Below are 18619 nucleotides of genomic sequence, written 5' to 3'. Positions count from 1 at the left end.
TCATAATATGAACCGTAAAAAAATGCGTCCTTTATCTACCAAGTCTTCTAGAGCAACCTCTGCAAAAGCTGGCCGACGAGTTTGGATTACCCTTATTTTTGCGTTGCTACTTATCGCTGTGGCTTACTTTATTTGGGCGAAGCCTCAACCAGATCCTGTCTTACCTATTAGCAAATCACCAACAATGGCTGAGCAAACTGAGGCCGCTAAAGCCGCTTCAAATTCAAAAGACATGACCAATGACGAGCACGATATTATCATTGATGATAGCGAAGACATGAATGAAAGTGTCATTTTAGATGAGAGTGTAAGCACTGAACTACCCAGCCCCGCCGCTATCTTAAACGCGCCTATACCAAAGACTGACAGCCTAGCCAAAGAAGAGATTGATCGTTTAGAAGATGAGCGTAAGCGCTTAGCTGAACAAGAAAAGCTGGCTGCTGAGCAATTAGCCATGAGTAAAAAACTCACCGATATGAAAGCAGAAGAGATCGCCTTACTCGAACAGCAAATAGCACAGCTAGAAGCAGATGGCGCTGGTCAAACAGAGCCACAATAAAAACAGCATTTCTGATAAAGAGGCTTAGGATGGCGAACCTGCAACTTACGCATGCGTCTATATTGAATAGTAGAGCACAACTGCTCATATTACCTGTCAATAACGCTGGCGTTCTTTTGGACCCTGTCCTTGCACGAGCCAAAACCTTGTACCCTGATAACTATCATCGCTATCATCGTGCTTGCCGTGATGGTAGCTTAAACGTTGGCAGCTGCTTACTGCATAAGCGCATGCGTGAGCAAGCAGGTCTGGGTATCAGTAGTAATGGCAATCAGCCAAGCTATATCGCTAACCTTGTGGTATCGAATCACCCATACCATCCTGCGCGTACGCGTTGGTTTACCACTGCCTTAATTGATCTACAGCAGCAGATGATGCCGCTCATACGTTATAAAGGCATACGCAGAGTTGCACTATTAGCACGTCCACTTATTTTTGATAATCCACGTGATACTGCAACTCACCAAAGTACTGAAGCAAATTCTCTGCCTCTAGATTGGCAGACTGATACATTGCCATTACTGACTACCTATTTACAAGACCTACCAAAGCTACGTATCGATGTGCACGTCCCAAAAAGTATCAGTTTATAAATAGACTATTACTTATAAACTGACTGTTACTTACAAACTGACTATGAGTTGCTCAGCTATCATTTTTAAAGATAAAAAAAACCGCCTTGAAATACTCTTTATGAGTACTCAAGGCGGTTTTTTTGGGTCAAACTACATCAAAGGTCGAATATTAGTTCTGTTCAACACCTTTCATAGTAAGTTTGATACGACCACGGTTGTCAACGTCTTGCACAAGTACTTTAACGACTTGGCCTTCTTTTAGGTAATCAGATACATTTTCTACACGCTCTTCTGCGATTTGTGAGATATGCACTAGACCATCGGTGTTTGGTAATACGTTGACAAATGCACCAAAGTCTACGATACGAGCAACCGTACCTTCATAAGTTTTACCAACTTCAACTTCAGCAGTTAATGCTTCGATTTTACCAATAGCGGCTTTGGTAGCGGCTTTGTTTTCACCAAAGATACGAATAGTACCGGCATCATCAATGTCGATAACTGCGCCAGTCTCTTCAGTCAACTGACGGATAGTTGCGCCGCCTTTACCGATAACATCACGAATCTTGTCTGGGTTGATTTCGATAACCGCATAATTTGGTGCATGAGCGTTGATTTCAGTACGGCTCTCAGGTAGTACTTGATTCATTGCGTCCAAGATGTGGATACGACCAGCATGTGCTTGCTTAAGCGCCTGCTCCATGATGTCAGGCGTGATACCTTCGATTTTGATATCCATCTGTAGCGCTGTGATACCGTCTTTAGAACCTGCGACTTTAAAGTCCATGTCGCCTAGATGATCTTCATCACCCAAGATATCTGATAAGACAGCAAAACGCTCGCCTTCTTTAACCAGACCCATCGCGATACCAGCAACTGGTGCTTTTAATGGTACGCCTGCGTCCATCAATGCCAAGCTTGCACCGCAAACAGACGCCATAGAAGATGAACCATTAGATTCAGTAATCTCTGATACCACACGGATCACATATGGGAAGCGTTCGCTATCTGGTAGCATTGCTTGTACACCGCGACGTGCAAGGCGGCCATGACCAATTTCACGACGTTTTGGAATACCTTCACGGCCCGTTTCACCAACTGAGAAATGCGGGAAGTTATAATGCAGCATGAAATGGTCACGAATTGTGCCACCTAGTGAGTCAATCATGTTGACATCACGGCTGTTGCCAAGCGTAGTCGTAACCAATGCCTGTGTCTCACCGCGGGTGAACAGTGCTGAACCATGCGTATATGGCAATACACCAACTTGTACGTCAAGCGCACGAACTGTCTCAGGATCACGACCATCGATACGCGGTTTACCTGACAAGATATTGTCACGAACGGTACGATATTTAAGGTCGTTATATATTTCTTTAAGCTCAGACACGGTATCAGCATAAGTTTCTGACTCAGCATCACCAGCAAGTGCATCAATAATTGATTGCTTAATTTCGTCAAGCTTAGTGTAACGTGCTTGCTTATCAGTAATGGTATAAGCGTCAGCCACTTGCTCGCCGAACTGCTCTTTCATGCTGCTGGTAAGTGCTTGGTCACGCTCAGGAGCAGAGTATTGCTGCTTAGCAGTACCAATTTCTTCCGCCATTGAAGCGATATTATCAATAACAATTTGCTGCTGCTGATGACCGTACAATACTGCACCTAACATCTGGTCTTCTGACAGCTCTGCCGCTTCAGACTCAACCATCAATACCGCAGACTTAGTACCAGCGACAACCAAATCTAGATCACTGGTCTCAAGCTGCTCAGACGTTGGGTTTAGAACGTATTCACCATTAATGAAACCAACACGAGCGGCAGCAACAGGACCATTGAATGGCGCATCAGAGATAGCCAATGCCGCTGAAGCACCAATTAGTGCAGCGATATCTGCAGACTGAGTTTTATCTGATGATACAACCGTCGCTGTGATTTGGATTTCGTTTACATAACCTTCTGGGAATAGCGGACGAATCGGACGGTCAATCAAGCGCGAGGTTAAAGTTTCAAATTCGCTTGCACGACCTTCACGTTTGCCATAAGCACCTGGAATTTTACCCGCTGCATACATTTTTTCTTGGTAGTTTACGGTGAGCGGAAAAAAGTTTTGACCCTCTTTAGCTTCTGACTTTACGACTGCTGCAACTAGTACTGTTACGCCGCCCATGTGTACTAAAATAGAGTTTGCTTGACGAGCCATACGGCCTGTCTCGATAACGACTTGCTGGTTACCGTACTGAAATTCACGCTTAATGGTGTTAAACATTGTCATATAATCTTCCTAATGTTGACTGACAAAAGTGATATCAGCAACCTAATAAGCTGATATCTGTCATTAAAATTCTATGTATATGGCTACTACTGATTGACACTCTTTTTCTAAAAACTCATCTCAATCACTGCCAATAACGTCAATTGGTTATCTCTTATATCTGTCTGTGCTAGACATCGTACTATCATATATATTCGGTCGTTCAATTTTGACTTTACTATAAATACTATCAAAAAGGCGTCAAGTCAAAAGACTTTAGTGCTAAAAATCATGTAGGCTACCTTTGCACTCACAGTTATCGGATATCACCTGTCAGGTATTTGCTCATCCAATCAACTTATAGGCTAAGAGACTACTACTTTTAGATAATCGCCATGTATGGAGTAGATATGTTGTAAAAGTCACAAAGCATTATTTTACAGTGATTTGGAGCCATTGACCAATTAATTGCAAAACACAGCGACTATCAATAGAAAAAATTCGATCGTATATACATTTCGTGCTGTTTTTACTAAAGCTGCTGTCTACACTGCGCGTCTTACCTAATGATTTACGAGATTATCTGAACCTGTCTTATGAAATGAATAAGCATAAAAAAACGGCGTGAAACTATTCCACGCCGTTTTATAAAAATCTATATTATCGATAACAACAAACAAGTCCCGAATGGTCTAACGAAAACTTCAAGATTGTGCCATATAATGGTGTCTTTAGTTTTGGTGGCCCCTCGTGATGTATTTGTCAGATTAACGACGTAGACCCAATTGGCTGATAAGAGTCGTGTAACGACCAAGATCTTTACCTTTTAGGTAATCAAGCAATTTGCGACGTGTGTTAACCATACGGATAAGACCGCGACGGCTATGGTGGTCAGCTTTATGTGCTTTGAAATGGTTCTGCAAATCATTGATACGAGCACTCAACAAAGCTACTTGAACTTCTGGAGAACCAGTGTCATTTTCGCCACGTTGGTATTGAGCGATGATTTGTTCACGATCGGTATTAGTTAGCATAAATATCTCCGGCAATGCTAAGAGCTTTAGAACGGACTACAATTTAAGTCGGCTTTAAAGCAATAGAATAATAAATAAAATAACTTGTACGCCATTCAGGACAACCCTGCATTACTAGAGTTGACCTAGTGTACGACAAGCTCAGTTACAGATAACAATCATTTAGTAAGCCTAAACTGCTGCATATTGACTTCTTACCTAGTTTTAGTGCTAGGCAAGATACAATGTACTGTCTAGAACCTGATTTAAATGTGAGGATGATTATAGCAAAAAACCGCTGAACTAGCAGCAGTTTTTCATAATACTTGTAAGTCTAATCGTCTATCTAGCAAAGTTACCATTCATTTGCTACTTAACGTCGTTTTCCTTAGCGTTACCGCCTAACTCGTCATCTTCGAGCGGTGCCGTGGTTGCCTCAGCCAAACTATCAGGCGTCTTATCTTCTCTGGGATTGATATCTTCTGAGAGCTGTGCAATTTCTTTTTCTTGCTCATCCATGTTATCTGCTGAATTACTCATATTAACTCCTAAATTATTATTTTTAAATTTCGTGATTGCTAGTGTTTGTTTAATAACTAAATAAGTACCAAAAAAAATAGCGTCATTCAGTTAAGAATGACGCATTAGATGTATTACTTGTCTTCTTTAGCACTCTCTAGATTATCTGCAATGCGATCTGCTGCAGCTTCACTGTCTCCAGTATGATTGTTTTCAGTTTGGCTTTTAAGAGCCGCATTAGCTGAATCAGAACGCTGTTGCTCAAGTTTAGTGTCGTTTGGGTTAGAGTTTGACATAATGTTCCCCTAGTATAGTTGTAATTAATTAAAATGTATTCGTGGTTAAACTTCAACCAGATGAAAAGATTAAGACAGTGCTTTATGTATTGCATCAGCGAAGTTGTCAATATCGTCTGGATTACGTGAAGTAATCAAATTACCATCGATTTGTACTGTTTTGTCTACGTAATTGGCGCCTGCGTTTTCTAAATCGGTTTGCAATGATTGGTAAGAAGTAAGCGTTTTTCCTTTGGCAATACCCGTATCAATAAGCGCCCAAGGAGCATGGCATATTGCTGCTAACGGTTTACCTGCATCATTGATAGCGTTGATGATACGATGAGCTTCTTCGTTGCCACGTATCGTGTCTGCGTTCACTGTACCGCCTGGTAACACTAACGCATCGTAGTCTTCGACATTCGCTTCTCTCGCAAAGATATCAGCCGTAAAGGTATCACCTTTGTCTACGTCCTGCTGCATGGCTTGAACTTTTTTGTCTTTGTTGGTAGTGATAAGAAGCGTATTGTAGCCTTTGCCTTTTAGCTTATTGTTAACTTCTTCGTACTCTGCTTGCTCAAAATTGTTATGTAGTAGAAAAGCAATCGTTTTCATAATATTCCTTACTATCTATAGTTATTTATTTTCTATAATTATTTTGATTTTATGATCCAGCTAATTATTGCGCTGTATTATTGTTCGTTCTTATTGTCTATTGTTATAAAGTCTTTTGGTTCGTGTTTTTATAATGATATTTATTTTAGTTATTATTTTCTATTGTTATGGTTTTTTCGTCTTATTTTTCTGCTCAGCTTTCCCTAGCTGGTGTATATAATGTACAAAAAAAACAGGTTTCACCATAGGTGAAACCTGCAATAAAATGTGACGGTATGTGATTAGTGTAAACTATTAGTAAAGCGAATGAGTTCTGGCTACTGGTTTGTATACAAAGTGATGTCAGTGTCAGCGCTGAATAAGTTTCTTTGGTTGTAAGCGCCCATTAAGACTGACAGCTCCCAACCCAAGAAACTCTCCTTGTTCATTGAGTAGACGTATATCAATAGGTATCTCATGTGCTAAGGGCTGATAAGACTCAAGGTCAGCGTCGCCTTCTTTATCGATTTCTAGATCAGCGTCATTAGTGCTAATAGCATTAGCATTAGTTAGTTGATAAGAAACCTTATTAGAAATGTAGTCCCTGAGTCCTCCGTTTAGCTCATCAAATACATTCAAACGTTGTCCCATATGTACACGAGCACACTGCTCTTCTGTAAGCGTTAGCTCAGCGTCGATATCGATACAGGCATCGATAGGTAGTAACCAGAACTGACGTTCTTCTAAAAGACACTCTTCTAACGATGATAAGGCGATAGATTTATCGATATTAAACTTACCTACCTGTGTACGGCGCAGAGCAGTCAGATGCCCAAGCGTACCTAGACCCTTTACAATATCTTCCGCGAGTACACGCACATACGTACCCTTGGTACACGTTACTGTTAAGCGGATTTGCTGATCGTCAATCACATTCAGATCGATCGCTTTAATGGTAATATCTCTCGGTGGCCTATCAACCTCAATACCAGCACGGGCGTATTCGTAAAGTTTTTTGCCATCTTTTTTCAGTGCTGAATACATCGGTGGTATTTGCTGCTGCGCACCCAAAAACTGCTGTGCGATAGTCGCTAATAAGTCTTCGTCAAACTCTGGAACAGGTGCTTGTTTGATGATTTGACCATCAGCGTCACCAGTATCCGTTTGGCTACCAAGTAGAATAGTTGCTTGATAAGATTTATCGGCATCCAGTTGATAATGGCTGAATTTGGTGGCTTCACCCAAGCAAATGGGCAATAGGCCAGTGGCCATTGGATCAAGCGTCCCTGTATGACCTGCTTTTTTGCTGTCATGCATAGGTGATTTAAACAAATACTTCACTTTAGATACGACTTGCTGTGAAGTCATGCCCTGAGGTTTGTCCACCAAAATAACACCCGACACTTTTATTTTGTCAGGCGTTTTATTCGCTTTTTTATCCACTTGCTTGGACGTTATAGACATAATTATAATTTACTCGTCATTCTCGTTTTGCTCAGTTTGAGTGACGGCTTTGCTGATTAAGTCCATCATGTAATTACCACGAGCCGTCACTTCGTCATAATGAAAACGTAGACGCGGGGTAGTACGTGTCTTGAGGCTATGGCTCAGCTCAGTACGCAAAAATCCTGCTGCTTTGTTGAGCACTTTGATACTATCTTCATGATTGGTCTTAGTCATGGCATCGTTGAGCTCAGGCTCCATGATGGTGACATAGACATCAGCATAGCCTAGATCTGGGCTGACTTTGACACTAGAGATTGTGACAAAACCTGTTAGACGAGGGTCATTGACTTCATCACGGATAAGAACAGCAAGCTCACGCTGAATCTGATCGGACAAGCGTTGTAGACGTTGGTTCATGTTATTACCTTACTTTAATGATACTTATTTTTATTAATAGACTTATCAATTAATTTAGTACGAATACTTGCCAAAAAAGGCCTAGCAGGGTGTACCTGTTAGGCCTATGTACCGCTAGATATTTACAGAGTATTCGACATGCTTAGCGAATGTCGCCTACTGTGTTGTGCATACTCTGCTATCGAACAGTGGCTTTAGATAGTACGTGCGAACTCTTGGATTTCAAAGACTTCGATTTTGTCACCAGCTTCGACATCATAGCCACGAACCGCTAGACCACATTCTATACCAGTACGTACTTCATTGACGTCTTCTTTATAGCGACGCAATGACTGCAATTGACCAGTAAAGATAACTTGGTCATCACGTAGTACACGGATAGGTTTGTTACGGTAGATTGTACCTTCAACGACCATACAACCAGCGGCCGCACCAAACTTACTAGAGCGGAATACTTCACGGACGTCTGCCACACCAAGGATTTTTTCACGATGTTCAGGAGCAAGCATACCGCTCATTGCTGATTTCACATCATCGATCAAACCATAGATTACGCTGTAGTAGCGAATATCCATATTAGCAGTATCTGCTTTGCGGCGTGCTGTCGCATCTGCACGAACGTTAAAGCCTAATAGTACCGCCTCACTTGATTCTGCAAGCGTTACGTCAGATTCAGAGATCGGACCAACACCTGAGCTGATGACTCTGACTTTCACTTCTTCAGTAGACAACTCATTTAGAGCAGCTAGTAACGCTTCAAGCGAACCACGCACATCTGTTTTTAGCACAATGTTCAAGAATGACACATCGCCTTGACCCATCTGGTCAAACATACTCTCTAAACGCATAGCATTCTGACGTTCGAGTTGACGCTCGCGCTCACGGTTGGTTCTGAAATCTGCAACTTCGCGAGCTTTCTTCTCATCCGTAACCACCAAGAACTCGCTACCAGCAGCAGGCGTCTCAGGTAGACCTAGGATTTCTACAGGAATAGAAGGACCAGCTGATTTGATACGCTGACCATGCTCGTCAGTTAGTGCACGAACCTTGCCATAGTGCTCACCAGCCAAGACCAAATCGCCTTGCTTCAATGTACCCTTTTTGACCAATACGCTAACAACAGGACCACGACCTTTTTCAAGTCTTGATTCGATAACAACGCCCTGCGCAGCACCGTCTAGAGGCGCTTCTAGTTCCATTAGCTCAGCTTGCAAGCTAATGAATTCTAATAAGTCTTCAATACCTTCGCCAGTTTTGGCTGAGATACGAGCCATCGGCGTATCGCCACCCCATTCTTCTGAGATAACTTCTTTGGTAGTCAACTCGTTAAGAACACGGTCAGGATCAGCGCCTGGCTTATCCATTTTGTTAATAGCAACAATGATTGGCGTACCGGCAGCACGTGCATGATCAATAGCTTCTGCTGTTTGCGGCATCATACCATCATCAGCTGCAACAACAAGCACCACGATATCAGTCGCTTGAGCACCGCGTGAACGCATAGCACTAAAGGCGGCGTGACCCGGCGTATCTAGGAAAGTAATAACGCCGCGATCGGTGTTTACGTGGTAAGCACCAATGTGCTGAGTGATACCGCCCGCTTCACCATTCGCAACTTTCGTCTCACGAATTTTATCGAGCAATGACGTTTTACCATGATCAACATGACCCATGATAGTTACTACTGGTGGACGCGTTTGAATGTTACTACTGCGCTCATCAACGGCGTACTGTAGATCATCTTCAACTTTTGTATCGCTGACTGGCACGGGGTTATGACCCATCTCTTCAACAAGTAAACTTGCTGTAGCTTGGTCAATCGTGTCTGACTCACGAGCCATTTCACCCATTTTCATAAGCAATTTAGTAACTTCGCGAGCTTTAACTGCCATACGCTGCGCAAGATCAGCAACTGAAATCTGCTCACTAATCTCAACATCGTAGACGATTTTTTCAACTGGTTTTTCAAACTTATGCTGTGACGCCTGAGTTGAACGCAAACCGTTTTTACGGTTCTTAATTTCACGCTCATCTTGATTTTTACGGCGACGGCCACGTGTGCCAGTACTGTTTGAACCGCGTTTGATTTCGCGACGCTCTTTTTCAAATGATTCTTCTAGGGCATCACCAACCAAACCTTCGGCCAATGGTTCATCTTTACGCACTTCAGTAACTGGCTCGCGATCCGTATATTTACCGGCCATTTTACGCATTTGCTCAAGCGTACGCTTTTGCGCTTCTTCAGCTTGAGTGCGGCGGGTTTCTAATTCGATTTCACGTAAACGCGCTTCTTCTTTCTCACGCGTTTCGCGAGCTTTACGCTCAGCAGCTGTTTCTACTTTAGGCTTGGTTGCAGCCACTTTTTTCTTCGGCTGCTCTTTCGGCTTAACTTCAGCAGTGGCTTTACCACCTTTTTTTACAACAACTGATGTAGAAACATCATCGTTCTTGTCATCTGATTTTTTGCTAGAACCTAAACTTGCACGCATTGCAGCTAATGTGGCTGCTTGGCGTTCTTCAGCTTTTTTCTTAGTGGCTGCACGTTCTTCAGCCTCTTTAGCGGCGCGCTCTTGAGACTCAGCTAAAGCCTGTTCACGGGCTGCCAATTCTTCAGCCATTTTCTCTGGGTCAGGCTTCTCGAATACTTTCTTTTTACGTACTTCAACATTGACGCTCTTAGACTTACCTGAAGAGCCGGTCACACGCGCGGTACTGGTCGTCTTAGATTTAAGACTGATACGGCGCTTTTCTTGTTGACCATGACTTTGCTTTAAATACGTCACTAGCTTCTCTTGCTCAAGCTCGGTGACTAGGTCATCCTCTGCGCGAGCAGGTAGGCCAGCATCTACTAGTTGCTGCTGTACAGCATTTGTAGTTTTGCCTACCATTTCTGCCAGTTCTTTGACGGTCTTATCTGCCATTTATTATCACCTACTGTCTATTATTTGCTATATGTTCAATTCAGTTGTTGGCTACAAATGATTGGGTTAAGGCCAGTACCTACAACATGTAAGTATTAGCACTTTATTCTCAATAGCATATCACCAAAAGACAGCGATATGCAGTTACCGCTTATTCATCGAACCAAGATTCCCGAGCTTTCATGATGAGTTTTCCTGCAGTTTCAGAGTCTAATCCTTCGATGTCTTCTAAGTCGAAGACGGCTTGTTCTGCCAAGTCATCAACGGTAATGATGTCTTTTTGTGCCATTTTATAAGCCCAGCTGACTGTCATACCTTCAATCTCTTGAAGCTCTTGACTTGGCTCTTTCATGTTCTGTTGCTTGACCAATTCGTCTGCGATGACAACTTCTTTGGCACGTTCTTGAATCATATCAATGGCTTCATCATCTAAGCCTTCAATGTCATAGAAGGTCTCAACTGGAACATAAGCCACTTCTTCAATACTGGTAAAACCGATATCGACCAATGCCTGTGCTAAGTCTTGATCAACTTCTAGGCGCTCATAAAACAACTCAATAAACGCTTTTGATTCATTTTCTTGACGCTGTTTATACTCTTCTTCGAGCATCATATTCAGCTTATAACCAGTCAATTCAGAAGCCAAACGTACATTTTGACCTTGCGAGCCAATCGCGCGCGCTAGCTGATCATTTGTACTAAAGATAATGTCTGCTGTCTGTGCATCTTCATCTAGAATAATACTGCTAACGTCAGCAGGCTCTAAAGAGCTGATGATAAATTGAGCTGGATCATCTGACCAGACCACAACATCGATACGCTCGCCATCCAATTCTTGTTGTACCGCTTGAATACGTGTACCACGCATACCGATACAAGCACCCACTGGATCAATACGATGATCGTTAGTCTTAACCGCTATTTTAGCACGGGTACCCGGAAGACGAGCAACGTTGCGAATTTCAATAATTTGTTCTGCAATCTCAGGCACTTCTTTTTGCATCAATGCTGATAGCATTTCTGGATGCGTGCGAGATAATAATAACTGTGCACCGCGGTTTTCACGGTTCACATGGTATAAGATAGCGTTGATACGAGATTTGGCACGTAGTTGCTCACGTGGCAACATCTGATCGCGTGATAGATAGCCTTCGGCGTTATCACCCAAGTCAATGATATAGCCATCACGTGTCTGTTTTTTGACTTCGCCATACATCATTTCACCGACACGTGGCTCAAAAGCATCGGCAACAAGCGCGCGCTCAGCTTCGCGGATTTTTTGAATGATGACCTGTTTTGCTTGAGTAGCTGCAATACGACCAAATTCAATCGATTCGATCTGCTCTTCTTTGATATCACCAATTGACCATTCTTCTTGATCAAGATCTGTGATCGCAAGCTGACAAGCTGGCATTTCATGGTCTTCATCTGCAACCACGGTCCAGTAACGATAAGTATCGTAGTCGCCAGTGGCACGGTCGATTGATACGCGTACTTCTACTTCTGGCTGTTCGGTATATACTTTTTTCTTAGTCGATACCACCAAAGCATCTTCTATTGCTTCAAAGATATCTTCAGGATTTAAGCCCTTTTCATTACTGACAGTTTCTACTACCGTTAAGATTTCACGACTCATGCTATACCTGTCCTATCATTTTTTAATTGACTTAAATTTTATAATTTGGGTGTTGCTATTATATCGTTACTATAAGCCATGTAAGCTATTGAAAGATGACACCACTACTCTCTTATATGTCACTTTATGGTTCTTAACAGTTACGTTATAGTATAAATTTAGGCATCTTCATAAACTAAATTGGCTTTATCAATATTACTTAATGCAATCTCAAACTGTTCACCATCACTTGATGTCAGTTTTAAAGAATTTTCATCAATACTATCTAAAGTACCTGTCGCTTTACGACGTTTTTGATCACCAGTACCAATGGCTTGAATCAGACGCAAGCTCACAGTTTGACCGACATACGCATGCATCTGCTCATCTGAGAAAAACGCACGATCAAAACCTGGTGAAGACACTTCTAAGATATATTCGCCAGCGATAGGGTCATGTACCTCTAAAATACCACTAACCTGATGATTCACCGCTGCACAGTCTTCGATTGTCACATGCTTATCTTGGGCTTGCTCTTCTGGCAATGCCTCAATATAAATGCGCAATAAAGAGCGGCGACCTTGGGGCGCAAACTCGATACCCCATAGTGACACATCACAAGCAGCCACAGCAGGGGCGATAATATTAGTCAGTTCTGCAACTTTAGTCGAAAGCTTCATAATCTCTTTGTCTTTTCCTATTCACTTATCTGTCGTACTTAGTAAACCGTATTGAAGTCTTGCTCTTCTGTCTATATAAATTTTTTAGTTTAGTAAGAAGAGTCACGGTCATTATATAATTATAAATCACAAACATATTAGATGTGTTGTGCCTTTATATAGAGATGAGCATAAAAAACATCAAGCTCAGCCAAACAATGCTTTTATTACTCATAAAGCACTACTATCGATAAAAGCGTGAGGAATAAAAGATAGTGTTGCTTAAGGAGCATCGTGCCAGTAGCGGCCGATGATGACCAGTGACGAGTAACATCATACTCTATTGACCTAGAGCTTAGCACAAGTAGGATAGATACCGCGATAACACCGACCTTCAGATACAAAAAAACCCACAAGCATAATGGTGGGCTAATCGGTACTGACAAATTTAGTGTACAAAACATCAGTATAAAAAGTGGTAGCGGGGGCTGGATTTGAACCAACGACCTTCGGGTTATGAGCCCGACGAGCTACCAGACTGCTCCACCCCGCATCAATCTAGAACGCATATTATAGGGATACTTTATAGAAGTGTCAATACTTATTTTAAATAAATTATAAATTAAGTATTTTCTACTAAAAGATCTAACCTGACGCTATGCTACGTCTATAAAACTTGGTGCGATTGGGGGGACTTGAACCCCCACAGCTTGCGCCACCACCCCCTCAAGATGGCGTGTCTACCAATTCCACCACAATCGCATCTTACTACGCTGTTCTCTAGCATCTAATCTACGGTAAATAATGCTTAAGGTAGGCATCGGTAGAAATAGGCATTGCGAAAACAGGAAAGCATTGTAAATCTAACGTGCCAAAATAGCAAGCGTTGCCTGCTCAAAAGACACTTATTCAGGATTTTCTGTTAACGGACGCGGTGTTTGCGGTACTGACACTGGCGCATCCAAACGGAACTGATCTTCAGCCTGCTTACGAGCATGGACCGCAAGCGTCATACTCGTAATAAAAAACACCACGGTTAGTGCCGCTGTCGCGCGCGTCAAGAAATTAGCCGTACCTGCTGCGCCAAATACCGTACCTGACGAGCCAGCACCAAAAGAAGCCCCAGCATCTGCCCCTTTACCATGCTGTATCAAAATCAAGCCAATCATGGCAATGGCCACAATAATATGCAGGGCTAATATAAACGTAAACATGGTGGCCTCTTTTGCCGCGTAATGACGACTGATAACGAAAAATAAAACTTAGGGTTAATGGGAGTAGCATCTAATGATGCTGGGTCGATTCTATAAATAAGGCGCATTGTACACGATTGCAAGGGCACTGTTAAACCTACTTTTACCCACTGATAAAGCCACAGCACCTAATAGTCTCTATAGGCTATGATCTTGATATATGGGAATTATTTATCTAATTGAGCATTAGCTTGATTAAAAGCATTCGCAATTGCTAAAAAGCTCTCTGCCTTTAGTGAAGCACCACCAACCAAAGCACCATCAATCATAGGATCTGCAGCAAAGCTTTCAGCATTACTGGCATTGACACTACCACCATAGAGCACGGTGATATTGTCTATGGTGCTAGCAAAGCCTGCAATAGCTTGCTTGATATACTGATGCGTCTTACTGACTTCCTCTACCGTCGGCACTTTACCCGTACCGATAGCCCATACAGGTTCGTAAGCAATAATCAGTTTCTCAGAGAGCAGCGAGATAAGATTTGGCTGCTGGACAAGTAAGTCTTTTATTACTGAGAGCTGTGTATCAATAACATTCAGTGTTTGATGGTCATCATACTGCTCTTGTGTTTCCCCAATACAAAACACCACACCTAAGTTCTCCGAAAATGCATGAGATAACTTGTTCAACAGGCAATCGTGAGATTCTTTATGGTATTGGCGACGCTCCGAATGACCAAGTATTGTCCAAGTGGCACCCGCATCGGCGACTTGCTGTGCTGAACAGTCACCAGTATACGCGCCAACATTCGCGCTATAGGTGCTAATATCTTGAGCGGCACTGAGTATTGTGCTGCTTGCTAAGCGTTCGCTGACCGCGGATAAATGAATACAGCTTGGTGCTACCATTAACTTACATTGGCTATTAGAAGTTGTCGTTCCGGTTTGTTTTTGGGTGCCCATTTTAGACAGCAACTCATCTAACAACATACTAACATCATTGCTAGTTGCTGGATTTTGCTTCCAATTACCAATCACCCAAGCTTGCATACTCATTTACCTTGTCTCATGTATTGATGCCAATTCGGCTAATATACGCGCCAGTATAACAAATAATTCGCAAGTGCTATAGTAGGGTTCTATCAAGAAGCGCTGAGCGTTTTGATCACTGCATGCAAGCGTCAAGGTTGTCAGCCATACTTTTATACTATGACGATTTGATTGTTAATATAAAGCCTTCAAACTAAAGTAAAGTCGTATATTATTGAGCATAACCATATTAAATGCCGTTATTGGCTTCTCTTTACGTAAATATGCCAAGAATGACAGATTAAGCAAGATCACAAAGTGTTAAAGAAATTTACTGAGAAAACAATGTATCAATCACCGTAAATATTTTAAATTATAAATAATTAGTATGTACGTATCAAAGACGTATGCAAAACAGTTGGTATTAAGGAGAGGTCATAATGTCTATTGCAACCACTAAGTATGCTGGTCTAGCCCAGCAACTCATCAGTGATGGTGTTGTTAGCGAAGCAAACATGAAAACAGCGCAAATGGAATCGCAACAACAGCAAATAGGTTTGGTACCTTACCTTGTAGACAATAAACTGGCCGATGCTTATCACCTCGCCCAAATGCTATCGCAGGCCTTTGGTGATCCATTGTTTGATTTAGATGCACTCAACACTGATGCTATTCCAAAAGATCTGGTAGATGAAAAGATCGTTCGTAAGTTTAATGCTCTGCCACTATTCAAACGAGGTCAACGCCTGTTTGTGGCACTCAGTGACCCAACCCGTGTTGATGCCATTGATGCCATCGCTTTTAACTCTCGCTTGTCGATTGAGACTATCGTTGTTGAAGAAAACAAACTCAAGAAACGAATTGAGGATGTTTACGCTGATACGATGCAAAGCTTTGATAGTTTTTCCGATAGTGACTTAAATATTGGTTTCGATGAAGGTCAGGAAGAAGAAAATGAGACGAAACTTAATGAAGGTATCGATGAGGCACCTGTCGTAAAGTTTGTTAATAAAATGCTGGTTGACGCTATACGTATGGGAGCTTCTGATCTACATTTTGAACCCTACGAGAAGTCTTTTCGAGTACGTTTTCGCGTTGATGGGGTGATGCAAAAAATGGCCAACCCACCTGTACAACTTGCCAACAAAATCGCAGCCCGTTTGAAAGTCATGTCACAGATGGATATCTCGGAACGCAGGGTGCCGCAAGATGGACGCATTAAACTCAAACTCTCTAAAACTAAGGCCATCGACTTCCGGGTGAACTCTTTACCAACCTTATTTGGTGAAAAAATCGTTTTGCGTATTTTGGACCCTTCATCAGCAATGCTCGGCATTGACGCATTGGGCTATGAGCCTGATCAACAAGAAATGTTCTTAGAAGCACTACACAAGCCCCAAGGTATGCTCCTCATTACTGGTCCTACAGGTTCTGGTAAAACCGTCTCGCTATATACTGGTATCAACATCTTAAATACTGGTGCCACCAATATCTCAACTGCCGAGGACCCTGTCGAGATCAACCTTGAAGGGATTAACCAAGTTAACGTCAACCCTAAAGTCGGCTTAACCTTCGCCAATGCGCTCAAATCTTTCTTACGTCAAGATCCTGATATTGTCATGGTTGGTGAGATTCGTGACTTAGAAACCGCCGAGATTGCTATAAAAGCAGCTCAGACTGGACATATGGTACTTTCAACTTTGCATACTAACTCTGCACCCGAAACATTAACCCGGTTACGCAATATGGGAGTGGCTTCTTTTAATATTGCGACTTCGGTCAATCTTGTTATCGCTCAGCGCTTGGCACGGCGACTATGCAAAAACTGTAAAAGACCTATTAATATTCCACGGCAGAGCCTACTAGAGATTGGTTTTACCGATGCTGACTTGGACAATCAAGATAATGTTATTTATGAGCCAGTAGGCTGCAATGAATGCCGTGAAGGTTACAAAGGCCGTGTCGGTATTTACGAAGTAATGAAGGTAAGCCCTGATATTTCAAGAATTATTATGGAAGACGGTAATGCCATAGATATCAAAGATGCCGCCCTCAAAAATGGTTTCCGCGATCTACGACGTTCGGGTATTTTAAAAGTCCTACAAGGTGTCACCAGTATACAAGAAATGATGCGAGTTACTTCTGAATAGACACTTGAGTGTTGATATCGGTCTCTCATAAGTTTATAGCTAGTAATTAAAAATAAAACAGATAAACACTGGTTTTTTACGCTAAAATGAAGTATGCCTAGCTAATATTACGCGTTCGGCATCATCCTATACATTTGTAATATCTATACTGGATAATTTTGAGGGTAGTAACATGGCAAAAGCTAAGACAGATATGTTGTTGGACTTTGTCTATGACGGTACAAACCGACGCGGACAAAAAGTAAAGGGCGAAACGACCAGTCGCAGCCTAGAATTAGCCAAAGCGACCCTACGCAAACAGGGTATCACGGTTAAAGGTATCAAGAAAAAACCAAAGCCTCTTTATACCTTTAAAAAACCGATCAAAGCAATTGATATTGCTATTTTTTCTCGTCAGCTAGCAACGATGATGAAGGCAGGGGTTCCGCTCACCCAGTCTTTCGAGATTGTCGCTGACTCGCTTGATAATCCAAGCATGAAAGACTTAGTACTACAAATTAAGGCAGATATTGAAGCAGGTGGCACGTTTGCCTCGTCTTTGCGTAAACATCCTCGCTACTTTGATGACTTGTTCTGCTCGCTTGTTGAATCAGGTGAACAATCAGGTGCACTTGAAACGATGCTCGAACGCGTAGCTACCTATAAAGAGAAAAGCGAAATACTAAAAGCGAAAATCAAAAAAGCCTTAAAATACCCTATTGCTGTCATCATAGTTGCTATTATTGTTACTATGATTCTTTTGATCAAAGTAGTACCTGTATTTTCAGATCTGTTTGAGTCGTTTGGTGCAGAATTACCTGCGTTTACGCAAATGGTAGTTAACATGTCTGAATGGATGCAAGCATGGTGGTTCATTCTAATTATTGCAATTGGTGCTACCATTATTGGTTTTTCAGAAGCTAAAAAACGTTCCAAAAAATTCCGTGATTTTTTAGACCGCGCTGTCTTAAAAGCGCCAATATTTGGCAATATTGCCTATCAGGCAATTATCGCTCGCTTTTCTCGCACACTATCTACAACATTTGCTGCTGGTGTGCCACTTATTGACGCTTTGGACTCTACTGCTGGCGCAACCAACAATGTTGTTTTTTACAATGCTACGCAGCAGGTCAAGAATGATGTATCTACTGGTCAGCAACTGCAATTCTCCATACGATCTACCAACTTGTTTCCAAGTCTGGTCATTCAGATGGTTGGTATCGGTGAAGAGTCTGGTAGCTTGGAAGAAATGCTAGATAAAGTCGCCGTCTATTACGAGAATGAGGTCGACAATGCTGTCGACGGTTTGACCAGTTTGATGGAACCAATGATTATGGCAGTGTTAGGGGTGTTGGTCGGTGGATTAGTCATTGCAATGTATTTGCCAATCTTCCAGATGGGCGCTGTGGTAGGATAATAAAT

16 protein-coding genes and 2 tRNA genes are annotated in these 18619 nt (G+C 42.2%); 4 read left to right on the top strand and 14 right to left on the bottom strand.

Annotation, left to right across the window (positions count from 1 at the left end; genetic code table 11):
• Positions 1-7: 7 nt before the first annotated feature.
• Together AC5JPT_RS09720 and AC5JPT_RS09715 are read left to right on the top strand one after the other, a co-directional pair.
• Positions 8-559: a hypothetical protein gene (locus AC5JPT_RS09720; protein WP_057757770.1), complete on the top strand. Its 552-nt coding sequence runs from the start codon at positions 8-10 to the stop codon at positions 557-559.
• A 29-nt stretch (positions 560-588) separates the two neighbouring features.
• Positions 589-1152 (top strand): hypothetical protein, encoded by a 564-nt coding sequence (locus tag AC5JPT_RS09715; protein WP_493857939.1) that lies wholly within the window; start codon positions 589-591, stop codon positions 1150-1152.
• Positions 1153-1303: 151 nt separating this feature from the next.
• On the opposite strand, the gene pnp is transcribed toward AC5JPT_RS09715, so the two are convergent.
• From pnp to tpiA, 14 genes are all read right to left on the bottom strand, one after another.
• A complete protein-coding gene (gene pnp / locus AC5JPT_RS09710; protein WP_493857938.1) occupies positions 1304-3406 on the bottom strand; it encodes a polyribonucleotide nucleotidyltransferase in 2103 nt (700 codons plus the stop codon).
• Positions 3407-4152: 746 nt separating this feature from the next.
• Positions 4153-4419: a 30S ribosomal protein S15 gene (rpsO, locus tag AC5JPT_RS09705; protein WP_045443035.1), complete on the bottom strand. Its 267-nt coding sequence runs from the start codon at positions 4417-4419 to the stop codon at positions 4153-4155.
• Between the two features lie 348 nt (positions 4420-4767).
• Positions 4768-4938 carry a hypothetical protein gene (locus AC5JPT_RS09700; protein ID WP_319050741.1) on the bottom strand — a complete coding sequence of 57 codons (171 nt, stop codon included), beginning with the start codon at positions 4936-4938 and terminating at the stop codon, positions 4768-4770.
• 113 nt (positions 4939-5051) lie between these two features.
• On the bottom strand, positions 5052-5213 hold the full coding sequence (locus tag AC5JPT_RS09695) for a hypothetical protein (protein WP_493857937.1): 162 nt from the start codon (positions 5211-5213) through the stop codon (positions 5052-5054).
• 69 nt (positions 5214-5282) lie between these two features.
• Positions 5283-5807: a type 1 glutamine amidotransferase domain-containing protein gene (locus tag AC5JPT_RS09690; protein WP_493857936.1), complete on the bottom strand. Its 525-nt coding sequence runs from the start codon at positions 5805-5807 to the stop codon at positions 5283-5285.
• A 348-nt stretch (positions 5808-6155) separates the two neighbouring features.
• The gene (gene truB / locus AC5JPT_RS09685; RefSeq protein ID WP_493857935.1) at positions 6156-7250 is read right to left on the bottom strand and encodes a tRNA pseudouridine(55) synthase TruB; all 1095 of its coding nucleotides are present in this window, start codon (positions 7248-7250) and stop codon (positions 6156-6158) included.
• A 9-nt stretch (positions 7251-7259) separates the two neighbouring features.
• Complete coding sequence (locus AC5JPT_RS09680; protein ID WP_319050745.1) at positions 7260-7649, bottom strand: ribosome-binding factor A; 390 nt, start codon at positions 7647-7649, stop codon at positions 7260-7262.
• Positions 7650-7843: 194 nt separating this feature from the next.
• Positions 7844-10570: a translation initiation factor IF-2 gene (gene infB, locus AC5JPT_RS09675; RefSeq protein WP_319050746.1), complete on the bottom strand. Its 2727-nt coding sequence runs from the start codon at positions 10568-10570 to the stop codon at positions 7844-7846.
• Between the two features lie 151 nt (positions 10571-10721).
• Positions 10722-12206, bottom strand: a complete 1485-nt coding sequence (gene nusA, locus AC5JPT_RS09670; RefSeq protein ID WP_493857934.1) for a transcription termination factor NusA — start codon at positions 12204-12206, stop codon at positions 10722-10724.
• A gap of 158 nt (positions 12207-12364) precedes the next feature.
• Positions 12365-12865 carry a ribosome maturation factor RimP gene (rimP, locus tag AC5JPT_RS09665; RefSeq protein ID WP_443525010.1) on the bottom strand — a complete coding sequence of 167 codons (501 nt, stop codon included), beginning with the start codon at positions 12863-12865 and terminating at the stop codon, positions 12365-12367.
• A gap of 455 nt (positions 12866-13320) precedes the next feature.
• A tRNA-Met gene (locus AC5JPT_RS09660) sits at positions 13321-13397 on the bottom strand.
• Between the two features lie 124 nt (positions 13398-13521).
• Positions 13522-13606 (bottom strand) — tRNA-Leu (locus AC5JPT_RS09655).
• A 143-nt stretch (positions 13607-13749) separates the two neighbouring features.
• Complete coding sequence (gene secG / locus AC5JPT_RS09650) at positions 13750-14058, bottom strand: preprotein translocase subunit SecG (protein ID WP_319050749.1); 309 nt, start codon at positions 14056-14058, stop codon at positions 13750-13752.
• Between the two features lie 206 nt (positions 14059-14264).
• On the bottom strand, positions 14265-15089 hold the full coding sequence (gene tpiA / locus AC5JPT_RS09645) for a triose-phosphate isomerase (protein WP_493858464.1): 825 nt from the start codon (positions 15087-15089) through the stop codon (positions 14265-14267).
• Between the two features lie 419 nt (positions 15090-15508).
• Here tpiA and pilB point away from each other — a divergent pair, with 419 nt between their 5' ends.
• Together pilB and AC5JPT_RS09635 are read left to right on the top strand one after the other, a co-directional pair.
• Complete coding sequence (gene pilB / locus AC5JPT_RS09640; protein ID WP_493857933.1) at positions 15509-17218, top strand: type IV-A pilus assembly ATPase PilB; 1710 nt, start codon at positions 15509-15511, stop codon at positions 17216-17218.
• A gap of 172 nt (positions 17219-17390) precedes the next feature.
• The gene (locus tag AC5JPT_RS09635) at positions 17391-18614 is read left to right on the top strand and encodes a type II secretion system F family protein (protein ID WP_493857932.1); all 1224 of its coding nucleotides are present in this window, start codon (positions 17391-17393) and stop codon (positions 18612-18614) included.
• The last annotated feature ends 5 nt before the right edge of the window (positions 18615-18619 follow it).

The sequence above is a fragment of the Psychrobacter sp. H26 genome, assembly GCF_059073035.1.
Note: the sequence above shows the minus strand (reverse complement) of the source record. Positions and strands in the feature narration are given on the sequence as shown.

What these genes read in the sequence shown, in the direction of transcription:
- rpsO (WP_045443035.1), bottom strand. Translation starts at nt 4,419, where the DNA reads ATGCTAACTAATACCGATCGTGAACAAATCATCGCTCAATACCAACGT.
- AC5JPT_RS09680 (WP_319050745.1), bottom strand. Translation starts at nt 7,649, where the DNA reads ATGAACCAACGTCTACAACGCTTGTCCGATCAGATTCAGCGTGAGCTT.
- infB (WP_319050746.1), bottom strand. Translation starts at nt 10,570, where the DNA reads ATGGCAGATAAGACCGTCAAAGAACTGGCAGAAATGGTAGGCAAAACT.
- AC5JPT_RS09715 (WP_493857939.1), top strand. Translation starts at nt 589, where the DNA reads ATGGCGAACCTGCAACTTACGCATGCGTCTATATTGAATAGTAGAGCA.
- nusA (WP_493857934.1), bottom strand. Translation starts at nt 12,206, where the DNA reads ATGAGTCGTGAAATCTTAACGGTAGTAGAAACTGTCAGTAATGAAAAG.
- rimP (WP_443525010.1), bottom strand. Translation starts at nt 12,865, where the DNA reads ATGAAGCTTTCGACTAAAGTTGCAGAACTGACTAATATTATCGCCCCT.
- AC5JPT_RS09720 (WP_057757770.1), top strand. Translation starts at nt 8, where the DNA reads ATGAACCGTAAAAAAATGCGTCCTTTATCTACCAAGTCTTCTAGAGCA.
- tpiA (WP_493858464.1), bottom strand. Translation starts at nt 15,089, where the DNA reads ATGCAAGCTTGGGTGATTGGTAATTGGAAGCAAAATCCAGCAACTAGC.
- pnp (WP_493857938.1), bottom strand. Translation starts at nt 3,406, where the DNA reads ATGACAATGTTTAACACCATTAAGCGTGAATTTCAGTACGGTAACCAG.
- AC5JPT_RS09635 (WP_493857932.1), top strand. Translation starts at nt 17,391, where the DNA reads ATGGCAAAAGCTAAGACAGATATGTTGTTGGACTTTGTCTATGACGGT.
- AC5JPT_RS09695 (WP_493857937.1), bottom strand. Translation starts at nt 5,213, where the DNA reads ATGTCAAACTCTAACCCAAACGACACTAAACTTGAGCAACAGCGTTCT.
- truB (WP_493857935.1), bottom strand. Translation starts at nt 7,250, where the DNA reads ATGTCTATAACGTCCAAGCAAGTGGATAAAAAAGCGAATAAAACGCCT.
- AC5JPT_RS09700 (WP_319050741.1), bottom strand. Translation starts at nt 4,938, where the DNA reads ATGAGTAATTCAGCAGATAACATGGATGAGCAAGAAAAAGAAATTGCA.
- AC5JPT_RS09690 (WP_493857936.1), bottom strand. Translation starts at nt 5,807, where the DNA reads ATGAAAACGATTGCTTTTCTACTACATAACAATTTTGAGCAAGCAGAG.
- secG (WP_319050749.1), bottom strand. Translation starts at nt 14,058, where the DNA reads ATGTTTACGTTTATATTAGCCCTGCATATTATTGTGGCCATTGCCATG.
- pilB (WP_493857933.1), top strand. Translation starts at nt 15,509, where the DNA reads ATGTCTATTGCAACCACTAAGTATGCTGGTCTAGCCCAGCAACTCATC.